21 protein-coding genes are annotated in these 17,632 nt (G+C 42.8%); 15 read left to right on the forward strand and 6 right to left on the reverse strand.

Annotated features, from left to right (window positions below; translation table 11 throughout):
* Positions 1-112: 112 nt before the first annotated feature.
* Positions 113-1,057, reverse strand: coding sequence for a chemotaxis protein CheV (locus tag N475_RS21975; protein WP_063356910.1), 945 nt, complete (start codon positions 1,055-1,057; stop codon positions 113-115).
* Positions 1,058-1,259: 202 nt separating this feature from the next.
* Here N475_RS21975 and N475_RS21980 point away from each other — a divergent pair, with 202 nt between their 5' ends.
* Positions 1,260-2,321, forward strand: coding sequence for a potassium channel family protein (locus N475_RS21980; protein WP_063356909.1), 1,062 nt, complete (start codon positions 1,260-1,262; stop codon positions 2,319-2,321).
* Positions 2,318-2,527 carry a hypothetical protein gene (locus tag N475_RS21985; protein ID WP_063356908.1) on the forward strand — a complete coding sequence of 70 codons (210 nt, stop codon included), beginning with the start codon at positions 2,318-2,320 and terminating at the stop codon, positions 2,525-2,527. The genes N475_RS21980 and N475_RS21985 overlap by 4 nt, the downstream gene beginning before the upstream one ends.
* On the opposite strand, the gene N475_RS21990 is transcribed toward N475_RS21985, so the two are convergent.
* On the reverse strand, positions 2,528-2,989 hold the full coding sequence (locus tag N475_RS21990; protein WP_063356907.1) for an EVE domain-containing protein: 462 nt from the start codon (positions 2,987-2,989) through the stop codon (positions 2,528-2,530). It lies immediately after the preceding gene.
* 73 nt (positions 2,990-3,062) lie between these two features.
* Between N475_RS21990 and tesB the strand changes: the two genes are divergently transcribed.
* Positions 3,063-3,920, forward strand: a complete 858-nt coding sequence (gene tesB / locus N475_RS21995; RefSeq protein WP_063356906.1) for an acyl-CoA thioesterase II — start codon at positions 3,063-3,065, stop codon at positions 3,918-3,920.
* Positions 3,921-3,942: 22 nt separating this feature from the next.
* Here the strand turns inward: tesB and plsB are convergent, their stop codons facing one another.
* Entirely contained in the window at positions 3,943-6,369 is a 2,427-nt protein-coding gene (gene plsB / locus N475_RS22000; protein ID WP_063356905.1) for a glycerol-3-phosphate 1-O-acyltransferase PlsB, read from the reverse strand.
* Positions 6,370-6,869: 500 nt separating this feature from the next.
* On the opposite strand from plsB, the gene rpsJ reads away from it, so the two are divergent.
* From rpsJ to N475_RS22060, 12 genes are all read left to right on the forward strand, one after another.
* Positions 6,870-7,181, forward strand: coding sequence for a 30S ribosomal protein S10 (rpsJ, locus tag N475_RS22005; RefSeq protein ID WP_005495349.1), 312 nt, complete (start codon positions 6,870-6,872; stop codon positions 7,179-7,181).
* A gap of 27 nt (positions 7,182-7,208) precedes the next feature.
* Positions 7,209-7,844, forward strand: coding sequence for a 50S ribosomal protein L3 (gene rplC, locus N475_RS22010; protein ID WP_010376387.1), 636 nt, complete (start codon positions 7,209-7,211; stop codon positions 7,842-7,844).
* A gap of 17 nt (positions 7,845-7,861) precedes the next feature.
* Positions 7,862-8,464, forward strand: coding sequence for a 50S ribosomal protein L4 (gene rplD, locus N475_RS22015; RefSeq protein ID WP_023398458.1), 603 nt, complete (start codon positions 7,862-7,864; stop codon positions 8,462-8,464).
* On the forward strand, positions 8,461-8,763 hold the full coding sequence (gene rplW / locus N475_RS22020) for a 50S ribosomal protein L23 (protein ID WP_023398457.1): 303 nt from the start codon (positions 8,461-8,463) through the stop codon (positions 8,761-8,763). The genes rplD and rplW overlap by 4 nt, the downstream gene beginning before the upstream one ends.
* 17 nt (positions 8,764-8,780) lie before the next feature.
* Positions 8,781-9,605 carry a 50S ribosomal protein L2 gene (gene rplB, locus N475_RS22025; protein WP_023398456.1) on the forward strand — a complete coding sequence of 275 codons (825 nt, stop codon included), beginning with the start codon at positions 8,781-8,783 and terminating at the stop codon, positions 9,603-9,605.
* Between the two features lie 16 nt (positions 9,606-9,621).
* Positions 9,622-9,900 (forward strand): 30S ribosomal protein S19, encoded by a 279-nt coding sequence (rpsS, locus tag N475_RS22030; RefSeq protein ID WP_010367084.1) that lies wholly within the window; start codon positions 9,622-9,624, stop codon positions 9,898-9,900.
* A gap of 12 nt (positions 9,901-9,912) precedes the next feature.
* Entirely contained in the window at positions 9,913-10,245 is a 333-nt protein-coding gene (gene rplV, locus N475_RS22035; RefSeq protein ID WP_010386167.1) for a 50S ribosomal protein L22, read from the forward strand.
* A gap of 12 nt (positions 10,246-10,257) precedes the next feature.
* Positions 10,258-10,959: a 30S ribosomal protein S3 gene (gene rpsC / locus N475_RS22040; RefSeq protein WP_023398455.1), complete on the forward strand. Its 702-nt coding sequence runs from the start codon at positions 10,258-10,260 to the stop codon at positions 10,957-10,959.
* Between the two features lie 13 nt (positions 10,960-10,972).
* Positions 10,973-11,386, forward strand: coding sequence for a 50S ribosomal protein L16 (gene rplP, locus N475_RS22045; RefSeq protein WP_023398454.1), 414 nt, complete (start codon positions 10,973-10,975; stop codon positions 11,384-11,386).
* Positions 11,386-11,577, forward strand: coding sequence for a 50S ribosomal protein L29 (rpmC, locus tag N475_RS22050; protein ID WP_063356904.1), 192 nt, complete (start codon positions 11,386-11,388; stop codon positions 11,575-11,577). The genes rplP and rpmC overlap by 1 nt, the downstream gene beginning before the upstream one ends.
* Positions 11,577-11,834, forward strand: a complete 258-nt coding sequence (gene rpsQ, locus N475_RS22055) for a 30S ribosomal protein S17 (RefSeq protein WP_023398452.1) — start codon at positions 11,577-11,579, stop codon at positions 11,832-11,834. The genes rpmC and rpsQ overlap by 1 nt, the downstream gene beginning before the upstream one ends.
* 359 nt (positions 11,835-12,193) lie before the next feature.
* The gene (locus N475_RS22060; RefSeq protein WP_063356903.1) at positions 12,194-14,146 is read left to right on the forward strand and encodes a discoidin domain-containing protein; all 1,953 of its coding nucleotides are present in this window, start codon (positions 12,194-12,196) and stop codon (positions 14,144-14,146) included.
* Between the two features lie 87 nt (positions 14,147-14,233).
* Here the strand turns inward: N475_RS22060 and N475_RS22065 are convergent, their stop codons facing one another.
* From N475_RS22065 to N475_RS22075, 3 genes are all read right to left on the reverse strand, one after another.
* A complete protein-coding gene (locus tag N475_RS22065; protein ID WP_063365970.1) occupies positions 14,234-15,883 on the reverse strand; it encodes an FAD-binding oxidoreductase in 1,650 nt (549 codons plus the stop codon).
* Between the two features lie 118 nt (positions 15,884-16,001).
* The gene (locus N475_RS22070; protein WP_063365971.1) at positions 16,002-16,292 is read right to left on the reverse strand and encodes a hypothetical protein; all 291 of its coding nucleotides are present in this window, start codon (positions 16,290-16,292) and stop codon (positions 16,002-16,004) included.
* Between the two features lie 127 nt (positions 16,293-16,419).
* A complete protein-coding gene (locus N475_RS22075) occupies positions 16,420-17,223 on the reverse strand; it encodes a DUF8213 domain-containing protein (protein WP_063365972.1) in 804 nt (267 codons plus the stop codon).
* Positions 17,224-17,632: the final 409 nt, after the last annotated feature.

The raw sequence follows: 17,632 nt of genomic DNA on the forward strand, positions 1-17,632 counted from the left end.
ACCTAGCGTCGCATTTAAAGCCCAGTTTTCGTGGGAGGTTTCAACAAGTGAAATCCTAAGATTTTGAAATGTAAGTGTATTTATTTTCTTCTTTACTGTCTTTTTATACAGTCTATGACTCTAAAACCTGTTTTAGCCTTTTTTGCATTTCTTGAACTAACAGATCTGGCTGAAACTTAGATAAAAATGCATTACACCCCACTTTTTCAACCATTGCTTGGTTAAAGCTACCACTTAAAGAGGTGTTGAGGATGACATACAGATCCTTGAGTCGATCGTCATTGCGAATTTCGTAGGTTAGTCGATACCCATCCATCACGGGCATCTCAGCATCCGTTATCACGGCCATCAACTGTTTGTTTACGTCTATGCCTTCATCTGCCCAGTGTTTAAGTAAATTTAGCGCCTCTTGGCCATCGGTGGCAGGAATTATCTCTATACCAAGCTGAGCAAGGGTGTCAGAGACTTGGCGTCGAGCTGTTGGAGAGTCGTCAGCATGAAGTATCTTTCGGCCTTGAAACTGATTGAGTATCGCTTGATCAAGAATGCCTTCAGGGATCTCAACATCGTAGTCGACAATTTCGGCTAGTACTTTTTCCACATCAATGATTTCGACAATATGCTCTGTTCCATCGCGCTGGATTTTTGTCAATGCTGTTAAATAGTGGTTTCGCCCTACGGACTTTGGCGTGGGCATGATATCAGACCAGGTAGTGTTGACGATATGGTCGACTTTACCGACTAAGAATGCTTGAACTGTGCGGTTGTACTCTGTGATAACTAAATTGCTGTCACTGTCGTACTCAGTGTCAGGCATACAAATGGCTTGCCTAAGATCTATGACCGGAATTGATTCACCGCGAATGTTTGTCACGCCCGCAATTTTGGGGTGTGCATTGGGCATTTTATTGAGGTGTGGTAATTTTACGACTTCTTTGACTTTGAATACGTTTAGCGCAAATAGGTGTCGGCTATGTAAATGAAATAGCAACAATTCCAATCGATTCTCACCCACCAACTGTGTACGTTGGTCGACCGAAGCTAATACGCCCGCCATATTTTCACCTCATACTCTTGCTGCTTCCCAAAGTATACACATATAAATACAAAAATTACGAGTTCTTTACTTCATAAAGAAGAAAAGTCTGGTTTGCCAAAATGCGCTGGTAAATACAACTTTTTCTCGTCAAAGCATTGACTTGCTCTGTCACTGTAAGAAGATGTGAGGTAAGGAACGATGCACAAAGTTAGGATAATGAATGCCAATAATATTAAAGCGCATACTGGTCCAGATCCAAACACATATAAATAGAGCAAGCTGGGAAATTTTGTTATTGGCAACGGTTTGCCATATGTTGCTTACTTGGGGATTACTGTGGATAGCGCAAGAACGGGCTTTGTTGCCGCTAGATACGTATATTTATTACTACGTCGTGACGACATCCACTGTGGGGTACGGAGACTTTAGTGCGACAACGGGGTTTGGCCGATGGGTGGTTGCATTATTTCAGATACCGTTTGGTCTAGCACTGTTTGGTGTGTTACTCGGTAAAGTCGGACAAGAGATTACATTATGGGTAAAAAGGGCTATGAAGGGCGATAAGAATTTTTCACATCTCAAAGATCACATCATTATTTTTGGTTGGCATCCTACGCGGACAGAAAAAATGATTGAGTTTATTCTTGCAGACAATAAACGCGTGGACAGGCGTATTGTCCTAGCTGTGCAAGAAGACATGGAGCACCCCTTGCTGCGTTTTCCTCAAGTTGATTTTGTTCGTTTAGTTAGTTTTACGGATGATGAGCAGTTAAAAAGGGCGGCGGTTGAATACGCAGATAAATTAATCGTAGATGGTAAAGATGATGACCATACCTTTACGACGGCACTCAAGCTAAGTCCAATGGTAAAGCTTGGCGCACATATAAGTGCACACTTTTTAGATGAAACCAAAGCGCGGTTGTTGCGTTTACACTGCGCCAATGTGGAATGCTCATCGGCAATGTCTGCCGAAATATTGGTGCGTTCTATGCAGGATCCTGGTTCAAGTAGAATACAAGAAGAACTGCTCTCAACACTGCATGGCGATACCCAATTCAGTTTGGAGTTACCAGAGTCGGTTAAAGCATGCCAGTTTGGACAGTTATTTATGTTTTTTAAAGAGCGACACAATGCCACTTTATTAGGCATTGCTCATGATAGAAGTGGTCAAAACATGGATCTCAATCCACCGTTAGATTATGGCATTCAGGCGGGAGATATTATTCATTACATTGCACCACAGCGAGTACTCGAAAATGAGGTAGCTTGGGAGCAGTTATGAACGAGCTGATGTTACTGGTTTTTGCTGTCTGTCTATACATTGCCCCAATTGGTTTGATTGCAGGCAGTAAACGTTCCAAAGGCCATGAGAAAAATGGTTGGCTGATAGGCACCTTATTCTTTTCTTGGCTAGCACTTTTGCTTTACGTCACGATGATTCCAAAAGAGGGGCGAGTTAAAACTCGCCGAGGTAAAAAGCCTAGTTGATCATAATTGTGACATCGCAACAATGTGTTGCCACTCTTCACCGGTGACCGGCATGATGGATAACCGACCTGCTTTTTTTAGCGCTAAGTCAATGATGTCGTCATTCGCTTTGATGGCTTTGAGCGTGACAGGAGTTGGCAACTGCTCAACATATTGTACGGTTACTCCTATCCAGCGAGGGTTGTCTGGGTCTGATTTGGGGTCGTAGTAATCACTGGAAGCGTCAAATTGATATGGATCGGTTTCAGCTGCTTTGGTAACTTTTGCAATACCAACGACCGCAGGTATTTTACAGCTAGAGTGATAAATAAATACAAGGTCACCGACTTGCATATCATCACGCATAAAATTACGTGCTTGGTAGTTTCTTATCCCTTCCCAAAAGGTACTTTGTTGCGGTGCATTCTTTAAGTCAGTAAGGGAATACGCGTCAGGTTCTGTTTTGAATAACCAATAAGCCATTATAAATACTCATTTAAAAGTAGATTAGTGTATTATTATCAGTAATTGCAGTAACTACAATGGTGAGGTGGGCATGAGTCAGGTGTTGCAAGACTTACTTGATTTATTAAGTTTGGAAGAAATAGAGCAAGGAATATATCGAGGTCAAAGCCAAGATCTTGGTTTCCCACAAGTATTTGGTGGCCAAGTGATGGGGCAGGCGCTCTCTGCAGCGAAATACACGCTACCAGAAGGTCGCTATGTCAATTCGTTGCATTCATATTTTTTGCGCCCAGGAGATGCGAGTAAGCCGATTGTTTATGATGTTGAAAATATTCGTGATGGACGTAGTTTTAGTACTCGCCGAGTGAGTGCAATTCAATACGGCAAACCGATTTTTTATATGACGGCATCTTTCCAAGGGGATGAACCGGGTATGTCCCACCAAAGTGAAATGCCAATCGTGCCCAAACCTGAGACATTAAAGTCTGCACTGCAGTTTTACCAAGACAACGCAGAATTAATCCCCAAAGCTTTAAGGCCCAAATTTACGCAAGAAATGCCGTTAGACATTCGTCCGGTTAATTTTCAAAACCCTTTCCAGCCTCAAAAAGCACCTGCGAAGCGCCATGTGTGGTTTAAAGCGAATGGCACGATGCCCGATGAAAGGCGTATTCATAACTATCTATTAGCGTATGCATCTGACTTTGAGTTTTTACCAACGGCGTTGCAGCCGCACGGACTTTCTTTTATGCAGCCCAATATGCAAGTGGCGACCATAGATCATGCAATGTGGTTCCATCGTCCGTTTAGACTAGATGATTGGATGCTGTACAGCGTGGATAGCCCTAGTGCGAGTAATGGTAGAGGGTTAGTTCGTGGGCAATTCTATAATCGCCAAGGTGAGTTGGTTGCCTCAACTATTCAAGAAGGAGTGATGCGTCAGCGCTAATTAAGTACTGACGCATAGTCTGTTAAAGTGTGTCGTGAATTGATTGCCAGATCCGTGCTGGCAATAAATCATTGAGATGCTGTTGCAATTGATTCAATGGTGCAGCTGCACTGATGGTTTGCTGTTCAGAAATAGAAATAACCTCTTGCTCTCGTAAAGTATTGATAAAGTTACTGAGCACCTTTTTATCAAAGAATTCAGGACTTTTTATGCCATGCAGCGTCCCCAAACGATTGGCTAAAATTTCGCTTTCACTTTCTAACTCCGCGCGTTTGATATCTTGATGTTTCAATATCAAGCTGCTGGTGATGGCATAGCGTTCTAAAGTCAGATGGCACACTTTGCCTAACATCTCTAATTTTGTGAGCGCGCTATTGTCCTTATTGGTGCATGCTTTTACACCGTCAAAGGAAATTAATTTATGGTCAGCAAAGCTATTCAGTATGTCTTGAATATAGCCTTCGCGGATTGGGGTCAAGAACCACTCTTTAGCAAATAGGGGATAAAGTGTGGAGAGTTTTTCTTCACATTCTTGTAGTGTCACTTCGTAACGATTAAATAGCATTTGCGCAATTACGCTTGGTACTGCGAACAAATGCAAAATGTTGTTACGATAATAATTAAACAGTGTGCGTTCTTTTTCTTTGATCGTAATGATGTCACCTAAGCTGTCTTGCAATACCTCTAACTTTTCAAGCTTAAGAGCATGCTCAAGCAGTGCTTCTGCATCTTCATTTGGTTGAGTGACATAGTCACTGTATTTGGCTTGCTTTTGTAGTGACATGTAAAAACGTAGTTGTTCAATGAGCTTTTGCCTACTGAGCGCAAACTGTTCATTACTTAATAATATGGTCGCTAACAAGTTAATGACGTTTAATGCTGCACTGGCATTGATATTCGTCATTATTTGGTCCGCAACGTTAGCTACTTGACCATTCAACCACTGTGGTTTAGGTGCTTCGTCGGCGGTTATAGATTGGCGCCAGTCTGGCTGATGCTCATTTAAGTATTGGTTTAAATGTATTGGTTGGCCAAAATTTAAGTAACCACGACCATAATTACGAAGGTTTTTAATTGCTTTAAATACCCCTAATACAGATTCATTTTTCTTGTTACTGCCCGCAAGTTCTTTGAGATACGTGTTTATCTCCATGACATGTTCGTAGCCAATATAGACTGGCACGATTGAGATAGGTCTATCGATCCCGCGCAACATAGATTGCATTGTCATGGCCAGCATCCCTGTTTTTGGTGGCAGTAGTCGGCCCGTACGACTGCGTCCACCCTCGGTATAAAACTTGACTGAGTAGCCCTTAATAAAGAGCTGGCTGAGGTACTCTTTAAATACCGCAGAATACAGCTTATTACCTGCAAATGACCTACGTATAAAGAAAGCCCCAGAGCGTCTAAAAATACCACCCGCGGGGAAGAAATTAAGATTCACTCCCGCAGCAATATGAGGTGGTACCAACCCTTGGTGATAGATTACATAGGTCAAAAGTAGATAATCCATGTGACTGCGATGACAGGGCACATAGATGATTTCGTGGCCTTTGTCTGCGAGTGTACGCACTTGATCAGCGTATTTTACTTCGATCCCATTGTATAGTTTGTTCCATAGCCAAGTTAAAACACGATCTGCCACTCTGACCATTGCATCAGAATAGTTTGCTGCAATTTCATCGAGTAACTCTTGTGCATTCAATCGTGCTTCGTGATGACTGAGACCTTTTGATTTGGCTTCCTCTGCTATCGCTTTTTTTATGTTGGGTGCTGCAAGAATAGAGTTGAAGAGGGCTTCTCTCGAGGGCAGCTTGGGGCCTGTGGCTGCAAGTTGCTGGCGTCGGAAATGCACGCGAGCAACACGTAATAGCTTTTGTGGGAGCTCTTCGACGTCCGCTTTGTCGTTCATCAGCTGTGCAACATCAATAGGAGCAGAAAAGCGCACCAAGTTATCGCGTCCAGAAAACAATACCACAAAGCTTTTTCTTAACCAGCTAGGGGTAAGAGAGTGGCCGAGTAAGGTTGCAAGACCTGGCTTTTCTTTACCGGGATCTCGGCCCCAAAAAACTGAAACAGGGAGGATTTGTGCTTTAGTTTCGGGGTTTGCTTTCAAGGCGTGAAAGATTTCTTTACTCAACTGCAATGCATCACTGGGCTTAGCTGTATTAGAAAACAGTGGAGTGGGGTTCTGCATTGCGATGAAACGGGGTACTTCAGTATTGCCGATTTTTTGTGATTGCATTGGGCTTGGTAGACCAAGCTGCTTACACATACGGTCTAATGCTGCAAGATCTGCATATGAGTTTAACCGAGTAACATAAAACGTTGGTAGGTTAGGGTCGAGTTCAAACTGTGCAATGGGGTCTTCCGGCAACAGTTTGCTCTTTACCAGTAGCCAATTTGTCCACCGAGCGAGCACATTGAGACATTGTGAAATTAAGCGCATACGCAGTACCAAGTATTAATTTTTGCAATAGAATATCAGGGATTAACTGGACTGACCATGGTCCAGTGAGTTCTAGTGGAGCCCGCAGAATACAACGTAGTGCCATACTTTTGTCATCTCTGCCTGTGTTACTTCATCACCTCTATTGAACAGTATAGTACGCAGACAAAACAGACTCGACAAAGATGACGTTAAAAAGTGCCACAGATTTACATTGCATCGAGTGCTTACAGTAAAAGAACCAGTGTAGTGCAGAGCCAGTAAAATTATTGTATTTTGTTGTTGCATTTATCACCAGTATCCTTATAATGTGCAAACTTTCTCGGCTTCTGGCCGGTGAAAGTAAAATGAAAAGTCTGGATTTCAGGCTATTAAACAGGAATTCCGATTTGGAATTCAATGGTAGAAATAAAAGAACAACCGACTTCTTAGGTATTTTAAGATAGTTTCGGCGGTTTTTTTATGCTCTTTTTAAATGCTCTTTTAATTGAGGTTTAAGAATGTCAAATCAACGCATTCGTATTCGCCTAAAAGCTTTTGACCACCGTTTGATTGACCAATCAACGGCGGAAATCGTGGAAACTGCGAAGCGCACTGGTGCTCAGGTACGTGGTCCAATCCCACTACCTACGCGTTTTGAGCGTTTCACTGTATTGATCTCTCCGCACGTAAACAAAGACGCGCGTGATCAGTATGAAATCCGCACCCATAAACGTCTGATCGACATCGTAGAACCAACTGACAAGACTGTAGACGCTCTAATGCGCCTAGACCTTGCTGCTGGTGTTGATGTTCAAATCAGCCTGGGTTAATCGAAAGATTAGAGAGGTTTTAGGAAAATGGCATTAGGTCTAGTCGGTCGTAAAGTGGGTATGACACGTATCTTCACTGAAGATGGTGTATCTATCCCTGTGACAGTTATCGAAGCGACGCCTAACCGTGTAACTCAGATCAAATCTGACGCTACAGACGGTTATAACGCGCTTCAAGTTACTGCAGGCGAGAAAAAAGCAAGCCGTGTAAACAAACCAGCAGCGGGTCACTTCGCTAAAGCTGGCGTTGAAGCGGGTCGTGGCCTGTGGGAATTCCGTCTTAACGGCGGAGAAGGTGAGTTTGAAGTAGGTTCAGAACTAACTGTTGAACTTTTCACTGAAGTGAAAAAAGTAGACGTTACTGGTACTTCAAAAGGTAAAGGTTTCCAAGGTGGTGTTAAGCGCTGGAACTTCAGCATGCAAGACGCTACACACGGTAACTCTCTATCTCACCGTGCTCCTGGTTCAATCGGTCAAAACCAGTCTCCTGGTAAAGTTTTCAAAGGTAAGAAAATGGCCGGTCAAATGGGTAATGTTCGTTCTACGACACAGAACCTTGAACTAGTTCGTGTTGACGCTGAGCGTAACCTGCTTTTAGTTAAAGGTGCAGTACCTGGCGCTATCGGCGGCGACGTTATCGTTAAACCTGCTGTTAAAGCATAAGTCCTGGAGATTTAGTGATGGAATTAGCAATTAAAGGCGCTGGTGCGCTTGAAGTTTCCGAAGCTACTTTTGGACGTGAGTTTAACGAAGCATTAGTACACCAAGTAGTTGTTGCTTACGCAGCAGGTGCTCGTCAAGGTACTAAAGCTCAGAAGACGCGTTCTGAAGTACGTGGTGGTGGTAAGAAACCATTCCGCCAAAAAGGTACTGGCCGTGCACGTGCTGGTACAATCCGCAGCCCAATCTGGCGCAGCGGTGGTGTGAGCTTTGCAGCTAAGCCGCAAGATCACAGCCAAAAAGTTAACCGTAAGATGTATCGCGGTGCGATCAAGAGCATCTTATCTGAACTAGTTCGTCAAGAACGTCTTGTTGTTGTTGAAAACTTCGGTTTAGAAGCACCTAAGACTAAAGAACTAGTAGCTAAGCTTAAAGAGCTTGAGCTAAAAGACGTATTAATCGTGACTGAAGAAGTAGATGAGAATCTATTCCTTTCATCTCGTAACCTGTACAAGGTTGATACTCGTGACGTAGCTGGCATCGACCCAGTAAGCCTAATCGCTTTCGATAAGGTTCTAATTACTGCAGGTGCTGTGAAGCAACTTGAGGAGTCATTAGCATGATCAGTGAAGAACGTCTTTTAAAAGTAATTCTTGCTCCACACATCTCTGAGAAAAGCACTATCTCTGCTGAAGCGAACAACACTATTGTGTTCAAAGTAGCAAAAGATGCAAACAAAGCTGAAGTTAAAGCAGCTGTTGAAAAGCTTTTTGAAGTAGAAGTAACTGGTGTTCGCACTCTAAACGTTAAGGGTAAAACAAAGCGTACAGGCATGCGTTTCGGCCGTCGTTCAGACTGGAAGAAAGCCTACGTTACTCTTAAAGAAGGCAGCGAGCTAGACTTTGTCGGCGGCGCCGAGTAATAAGGGGAGTTAGAATTATGGCACTTCAAAAGTGTAAACCAACTTCTGCGGGTCGTCGTCACGTCGTTAAAGTGGTTAACCCTGATCTACACAAGGGTAAGCCATACGCTCCGCTATTAGAGAAAAACTCTAAATCAGGTGGTCGTAACAACAACGGTCGTATCACGGTTCGTCACATCGGTGGTGGTCACAAGCATCACTATCGTGTAATTGACTTTAAACGCACTAAAGACGGCATTCCAGCTGTTGTTGAGCGTCTAGAGTACGATCCAAACCGTAGCGCAAACATCGCTCTTGTATTATATGCAGACGGTGAGCGTCGTTACATCATCGCACCTAAAGGTGTTAAAGCAGGTGATGCAATCCAGTCTGGTGTTGATGCACCAATCAAAGCTGGTAACACATTACCAATGCGTAACATCCCAGTAGGTACTACAGTACACAATGTTGAGCTTAAGCCTGGTAAAGGCGCTCAGATTGCACGTTCTGCTGGTGCATATGTACAGATCCTAGCGCGTGAAGGCCAGTACGTGACTCTACGTCTACGTTCAGGTGAAATGCGTAAAGTTGAAGCGGATTGCCGCGCAACTATCGGTGAAGTAGGTAACGCTGAACACATGCTTCGTTCACTAGGTAAAGCTGGTGCTAATCGTTGGCGTGGTATCCGTCCTACAGTTCGTGGTGTTGCCATGAACCCGATTGACCACCCACACGGTGGTGGTGAAGGTCGTACATCTGGTGGTCGTCACCCTGTGTCTCCATGGGGTAAGCCTACTAAGGGTGCTAAGACACGTAAGAACAAGCGTACTGATAAATTTATCGTACGTCGTCGTACTAAGTAATAGTTGAGGAATTGCCATGCCACGTTCTCTCAAGAAGGGTCCATTCATTGACCTACACTTGCTGAAGAAGGTAGAGAAGGCGTTGGAAAGCGGTGACAAGAAGCCTATCAAGACTTGGAGCCGTCGTTCAATGATCATCCCTAACATGATCGGATTGACCATCGCTGTCCATAATGGTCGTCAGCACGTACCTGTATTCGTTACAGACGAAATGATCGGTCACAAACTAGGTGAATTTGCACCTACACGTACTTACCGCGGTCACGCTGCGGATAAGAAAGCTAAAAAGCGTTAATCGGAGGGTATGATGGAAGCATTAGCTAAACACAAATTCGCCTCTGGTTCGGCGCAAAAAGCACGTCTAGTTGCTGATCAGATCCGCGGACTTCCGGTTGATCGCGCGCTAGAAATCCTAGCGTATAGCCCGAAGAAAGCGGCTGTATTGGTTAAAAAAGTACTTGAGTCTGCTATCGCTAACGCGGAGCACAACGAAGGTGCTGACATTGATGAGCTTAAAGTGGCTAAAGTATTTGTAGACGAAGGTCCTACAATGAAACGTATTATGCCACGTGCTAAAGGACGCGCAGACCGCATCCTTAAGCGTTCAAGCCACATCACTGTTGTGGTTTCAGATAGCTAGGAGATATAAGTAATGGGACAAAAAGTTCATCCTACTGGTATTCGCCTAGGTATCTCAAAGCCTTGGGTATCTACTTGGTACGCGAATACAAAAGATTTCTCTGAGCAGCTTTTTGGCGATCACAAAGTGCGTCAATACCTTACTAAGGAATTGAAAAACGCTTCTGTGTCTAAAATCGTTATCGAGCGTCCAGCTAAATCTATCCGTGTAACAATTCACACAGCTCGTCCTGGTGTTGTTATCGGTAAAAAAGGTGAAGACGTTGAAAAGCTTCGCCAAGCTGTAACTAAGCTTGCTGGTGTACCTGCACAAATCAACATTGCAGAAGTACGTAAGCCAGAGCTAGATGCACAATTAGTTGCTGACGGTATCTCTTCACAGCTAGAGCGTCGTGTTATGTTCCGTCGTGCTATGAAGCGCGCAGTACAAAATGCAATGCGTCTAGGTGCTAAAGGTATCAAGGTTGAAGTTAGCGGTCGTCTAGGCGGCGCTGAAATCGCACGTTCTGAGTGGTATCGTGAAGGTCGTGTACCTCTACATACTCTACGTGCTGATATCGATTACGCTACTTCAGAAGCTTTGACTACTTACGGCATCATCGGTGTTAAAGTTTGGATCTTCAAAGGCGAAGTTATCGGTGGTCTTCCACTGAAACAAGAGCAAGAGAAGCCAGCTAAACGTGCACCGAAGAAAGCTAAGAAAAGTGCTAAGTAAGAGGTAGCGACTAATGTTACAGCCAAAACGTACAAAATTCCGCAAGGTACACAAAGGCCGCAACCGTGGTCTTGCTACTAGCGGTAACAAAGTTAGCTTCGGTTCTTTCGGCTTGAAAGCGACTGGCCGTGGCCGTATGACTGCTCGTCAAATCGAAGCAGCTCGTCGTGCTATGACGCGTCACATCAAGCGTCAAGGTAAAATCTGGATTCGTGTATTCCCAGATAAGCCGATTACAGAAAAACCGCTTGAAGTTCGTATGGGTAAAGGTAAAGGTTCTGTTGAATACTGGGTTGCTGAAATTCAGCCTGGTAAAGTACTTTACGAGATGGAAGGTGTTTCAGAAGAGCTTGCTCGTGAAGCATTCGACCTAGCTGCTCGTAAATTACCTTTCAAAACAACATTTGTAACTCGGACGGTAATGTAATGAAAGCTAGCGAATTGAAAGACAAAAGCATAGAAGAGCTTAAAGCTGAACTTCTAGAGCTTCTTCGTGAGCAGTTCAACCTGCGCATGCAAGCGAGCACTGGTCAGCTAGCTCAAACTCACGAGCTGAAAAAAGTACGTCGCAATATTGCGCGTGTTAAAACGGTTATCAACCAGAAGGCAGGTGCATAATGAGCGATAAGATCCGTACTCTTCAAGGTCGTGTAGTTAGCGACAAAATGGATAAGTCAATCGTTGTTGCTATCGAGCGTCAGGTTAAACACCCGATCTACGGTAAATTCATCAAGCGTACAACTAAGTTGCACGCACATGATGAAAACAACACAGCACTAGCAGGTGACGTCGTGACTATTCGCGAATGTGCGCCAATCTCTAAGAAAAAATCTTGGACGCTAGTTGACGTGATTGAACGTCCTAAGAAAGCTTAATTTTAATTAAGTTTACTTGTAAAAACCCCAGCTTCGGCTGGGGTTTTTGTTTTTAATGGTTTAATAATTAAATTGATATTAAGCCTATTGAACTCTCAGAATCCTTTCTTTTAAATGCTCAAAACTCTATAACTTTATAATTTTGAATTGTTTTTTATGATTTCAGTGATGGTAATATTCTATTTATTGACAGTCTTATTGTGCATATAAATACATTCATACAAGGGTTTGGTAGTTTCTTAGCTAATTCTGATTATTAAATAATCCAACACAATAAATTTCAAAAAAGTGGGTAACTTATTGATGAGATACTTAATAAATTACACACGTCTGTACTTTAATCTATAAAGGATCTAGTAATGCTTAAATCAATCGGATTTGCATCTCTACTAACGGCTGTGGCACCTGTCTCACAGGCTTTTACATTAATTGAAAATGTCTCGATAACGGACCAGACAATTACCATTCCTATCAATGGTTATCACGACCCAATTATCATTCCGTCTGTACCCACTTTTAACGATCAAGAGCCTGGCGTTGTGTCCATTTCTAACGTCACTCCAAGTAGCTTTGACGTGCAATTTAAAGAGTGGTCATATCTAGATGGTATTCATGGTGAAGAGTATGTCTCGTTTTTGGTCGTTGAAAAAGGACGCCATCATCTAGAAGATGGCAGTGTGTGGGAAGCTGGGGAGCTTGCGCTTAGCAGTGGTTCGAAGCACCAATTTTTTAGTGAGAGCTTTGCCCATGCGCCTCATGTTTTTGTTAGTGGCCAAACCCAAAATGATCCCGATGCATATTCATTGAGAGTATCGAGTACATCTCAACAGACATTTGGTATTAGCCTCAACGAACAAGAAGCTGGTAATGCACACGTTGAGGAGTCGATTGGCTATTTAGCTGTATACAACAAGGTAAATAGTGGCACGACAAACGAAGGGACGCCGTTTAACCTGACTCAAGAAGCGATTAATGAGTCTGGATTTCAGAAATTACAGGGCAAGCTGCTACTTCAAGAAGAGCAATCAAGAGATTCAGAGACCAACCACTTGTTAGAAATGGTCAGTATTCTATCTATGAAAAATAACTTGTTTGCCCAAGATAATACTCACTATGGCAAAGATACTATGTCCCTGCGCTTATCGACCTCTGACACCTTTTCTGTGGTACCGGGAGAGACAAGCGGACAATATGGGAATATCGCCCTCATTGGCACAAATGGCTTAACGGAATCATCATACAGCTCCAGTCACAATTATGCGGCAGATAGTGCGTCGGGTGCTTTTGATGGTTATAACTCTTCCACCAAAATTAATGCCGATGCGGCGGCTAAAATCAAACGTGGCATTTGGCTAACCACGCTTGCCCAAGAGCACTGGCTGCAAGTGAGTTTTAATTCCTCTGCTTATATAACTGCCTTTAGAGTGATGTTGTACTCTGCCGCTTCTAACCCCGGTATGGGCGTTAAAGATGTCACACTGCAAGTTTCTAATGACAATGTTAACTTTGTTGATCATGAGTCATTCTCACTAGTGAAAAGTTTAGATCAAACGATTGAGTTATCGCAGCCGGCGGTTGGTAAATTTGTCCGATTGAAGATTCACAATACCCAAGGGCATAGTTATCGCGTTATTGGAGAGTTAGAGTACTTTGGTGGGTTTGTAAATTCGGGAGATGTGGTCACGCCACCGACGGAACCAGAACCATCATTGGGCACTACCTGTGCCTCAATTAAACAGCAGGATACAGCCGCAAGCTCAGGTATGTATGAGATTGACCCAGATGGAGAGGGAGGCGTTGCCCCGTTTTACGCGCACTGTGAAATGACTGTAAATGGTGGTGGCTGGACCCTAGTTGCGCACCATAAAGATGGATTAGATAACATTGCTGTAAATCAGCCGCTTAGCCCAAGTGAATTGGGTGTTCTACCGAGTGAACAATGGCAGGCAATACAGAATAATATGACCACAGGTATGATGTTTGTGGATGAATATGGCAAAGTCTCTCAGCTAAATAAAGATAAGCTAGAGAGTGCAAATTGTGTGGCTTTATCGCAAACGACTGATTTGAGTCAGCCGCCAGTGCCGTATGACATTGGGATGATCTGGTTGCAAGAAGGCTCTGGCTGTAGTGCTTCAGGGCTAGATTACTCCTTTATCAGCTTGAGTACAAAGTCAACGAGCCGTGGGGATGGTTATATGCGTATTGGTGCGGCGTTGTATCAACATAATGTCAAGTTTGATCAATGGCCTTATAGCAGTGGTGCATATAGCGGTGCAGAGCAAGATACACTTTACTACTATGTAAAATAACAGGTGTAGATAATCTGGATTATGCATCAATAAAGCCCTGAGTTAATCGGGGCTTTATTTTTAGCAATTCTTAATTGAATTCCCGTTCTATCCGTTGGTTGATTGAGAAGCACGCTTAGCCTGCTTTTTAAAATCATATCGGCCTGGTGCCAATATGTCGTTTGGATCTAGAGCGTGTTTGATTGCAGTGGTAAATTGTAGGTAATCATCATTTGGTGCTGGCAATAAATGTTGAGACTGATTACCTAATCGATAAGGGTAGTAACCTGCTAAACAGAGTTTTTTTAGCAATTCATCGTGACAAGCTTTAGCTTTTTCATCTTCTCCTGAAATCTCTCTATCAAATGAGATTGAAGTGATAATATCAATTTGCCGTGCTGACATACACTGTAGAGTCATGGCTGGCTCATAGCCATAGGCTGTAATGACATCTTTGATTATCTTCGTTGCTGCTGCAATTTCAGAACCTTCAAATGGCACTATTGGCCCCATCCAATAGGTTCCACATTGGTCTTTATCTGGGTCAATTTGGTTGGCATTGGGTAGACTCATTTTCTTGCGAATATAGGTGCTTCCCAGCGTTTGTGTTATCGACAGAGGGTGGCCCAGATACAATGATTTATTAAAGTATATCTCGATTGGGTTGATAAAAGACTTACCCGAAAACTTGCGCAAGGCAGTGAGTACTTTACTAGCAAAAGTAACGTAGGGTCTTCTAAAGAAAATCAGATTTGAGACCAAACCACTCAGCGCTTGTTTGATCAGTTTAATTTCAGCACGTGCCTGGGCGCGGCTATGACAGAAAAGCGCACCATCTCCATACCACTTGCTCGCTATTGGCAGACTTCGTTGTAGAGCGGTTTTGACCTCCTCGTCTGTTAGGCTGCGATTACCATCGCATAAGTCCCAAGGGTATTCTCCTACGTACCCCAAGATGCGGTGGTCATTAAAAAGGGTTGTAGAGGAGCGTAAAATATCTCGCTGCTTTAAAAAGCGCAGTGCATCAATGACTTCAGGCAGTTTAGTCTCATCTTTTATGGTGTATACAAAGGTGGTGAAGGCTTTGGGAGTGGGGGTTAACCAAAAGGTCATTTCTGTGATCACCCCAAAATTAGACTGTGTGAATATGCCATCAAAAAATGGTCCAGGCCCAAATTTTGTGACGTCTTTACCTTTTGCATTAACAAATCGACTAAGACCAGTGTGGATACATTGTCCATTGGGTAATACAACCTCTAAATTACAGATATTGTCAACGCGATTACTGGTTAATCCTTTTCCTATACCACGCTCCAAGGTGTTGCCGATTAAGCTTGATGCTGGTGTAGAGCCTGTGCCAGCGATTGAAAAATCAGCGCCTTGTTCTTTGAGAAATTGATATACCTGTTCAAAAGTGACGCCAGGTTGAACTGTGAGAGTGCCATGCGTTTTATCAAATCGAATGATTTGGTTTAAAGCTGACAAGTCAATGACAACAGCCCCATTGCATGTTGGAACACTGGAACCGTAACCATAATTTTTCCCTGTACTGAGTGGGTATACTGGAACAGATTCTTCGTTCGCAATAATCAAGGCCTGCTGCAAGTGCTGTTTCGATTTAACCCTGAGTACACCGCTTACTTTGGTATCGGTTGCAAAGGTTGCACGTTCATAAGGACGTCTCGCACTGGTGTTAAAGCGTGCATTTTCTTCGCCAAGTAGTGCTTGCCAGCGCTGTTTCGCGTTTTCAATTCCCATTAATTATCCCTAAAAGTTTGAATGGCATTCAATGTTCCCGAGCCAAACCTTATCGAGCTGGGGAACTTAATGATCAGGGATGTAACGTGTGATGTTTTATGTACTGTGTGTTGTGCGTTTATGATGCGTCATTTATGAGCTTTTTATCTAGATACTTTAAATACAATATTGCAGCACAACCGCCAGCAAGAGGTAAGGTGACAAAGCTTGCCCAGCCTCCCACGTAAAAGCTAGCAAGCAACATGGTAATATCTGTGCCAAATAAAGTGCAGGGCACATCACTCCGCTCATTAACAATACAATTTAATTGAGAAGATACAAATTCTGCTATCAGCATGGCTGCCAGCGGTGCAATGGCAATACATGCCATGATAATCGATAAGATCAATAGCCGTCTTTGGCTAAACATATAACTCTTCCTTGCTGAGATTTTTCATCTATTCTCTGACACCACAGTTGCGAGATCAAGTTGTACGCTTTGTGGATAAGCTATTTGGGAAAAGTGAGCGCTTTCACTCACTTTTCCTGCCTATTAATTAACTAGAAGGTGGAGTCTCACAATCAGGAGAGAACCAGAAGTCATCTGAGGCAGATGTCCACTCGTCACCACATACTCCAAGCTGCTCTCCTTCAACGTCTGCACAAGCATCATGATTTAAACAGTCCTGTGTATACTGACCATCGCCAAACATTGGGCAGCCAGCGCCACAACGGGCAGCGCAAAAACCATGGCCACCCACTTTATAACTTTTCGTTTTAACACCTACATAGGTTACATCCCAAATTGCAGTTTTATATCTACCCATGTATGGACACAGATCAGTCCAGCCTTGAGCTGAAAAGTCTTGTTCAATACTTTGTTCTATTGGCATGCCCACAGGGTAAGTCGACAGAAATTCAAAGAATTTAAATAGTACGATTTTTGATTCTTTATCGAGTTTGCTCTGCACCTTTAAGACGTCATCTGCGTAATTTTGTGAATCACGGAATATACTGGTTAAGCTGCTTTTTAATTTTTGGCTATTAATGAGTTTGTTATCATTAATGTCAAAACCAGAAATATGTACAGTGTTGTTGGTATTATCCAGCTTGAGATTAAATGTATTACCGTTGAATTTGATAGTACTACTGATGTGATTATTTAAATCATCAGATAGACTAAACTTCACCACATTATTGTCACCAGAGACAGTGCTTTTGAGGCTGCTTGTATTTAATGAAGTTTGAAAGTGACCACTTACTGTGTTTTCTTCAACTTGAATACTAAGATCTGTATTTGCATGTACGGCATGACTGCCAAACGTGCATAATGCAAGCGCATAAGCTGCTAACTTTTTCATAATAAATCCTTTTTGTTATTTGCAAAACTGGAACGAGATTTCCAGATGTTCGTATTTTGAACAAAACGACTTTATTTTAAGTTATCTCAATATGTCAATACTGTTTATTTTTTGTGAAATTGTGTTGTTTAGGTCTTGTTGATAATACATTGTCATATCATTTTAAATTTCTCACCGGGAATTCAGTACTGAATAAATATATTAATATTTATCAGTAGATTAAAATGGGGAGTTTCGGTGTAAGTTGGGCGGTTATTACATTTATTAAAACGTGTTTGAGGCGGTCATAACGTTTTTATAAATGATAATTATTTGTAAAAAATTTTGGTGAGGATAACTTGCAGAGAGAATTTAATTATTTAGGTGCGAAAGCTACACCTAGTTGAAGATGCGGCTGCAATTAAGTTGC

This window comes from Pseudoalteromonas luteoviolacea DSM 6061 (assembly GCF_001625655.1).
Lineage (GTDB): Bacteria > Pseudomonadota > Gammaproteobacteria > Enterobacterales > Alteromonadaceae > Pseudoalteromonas > Pseudoalteromonas luteoviolacea.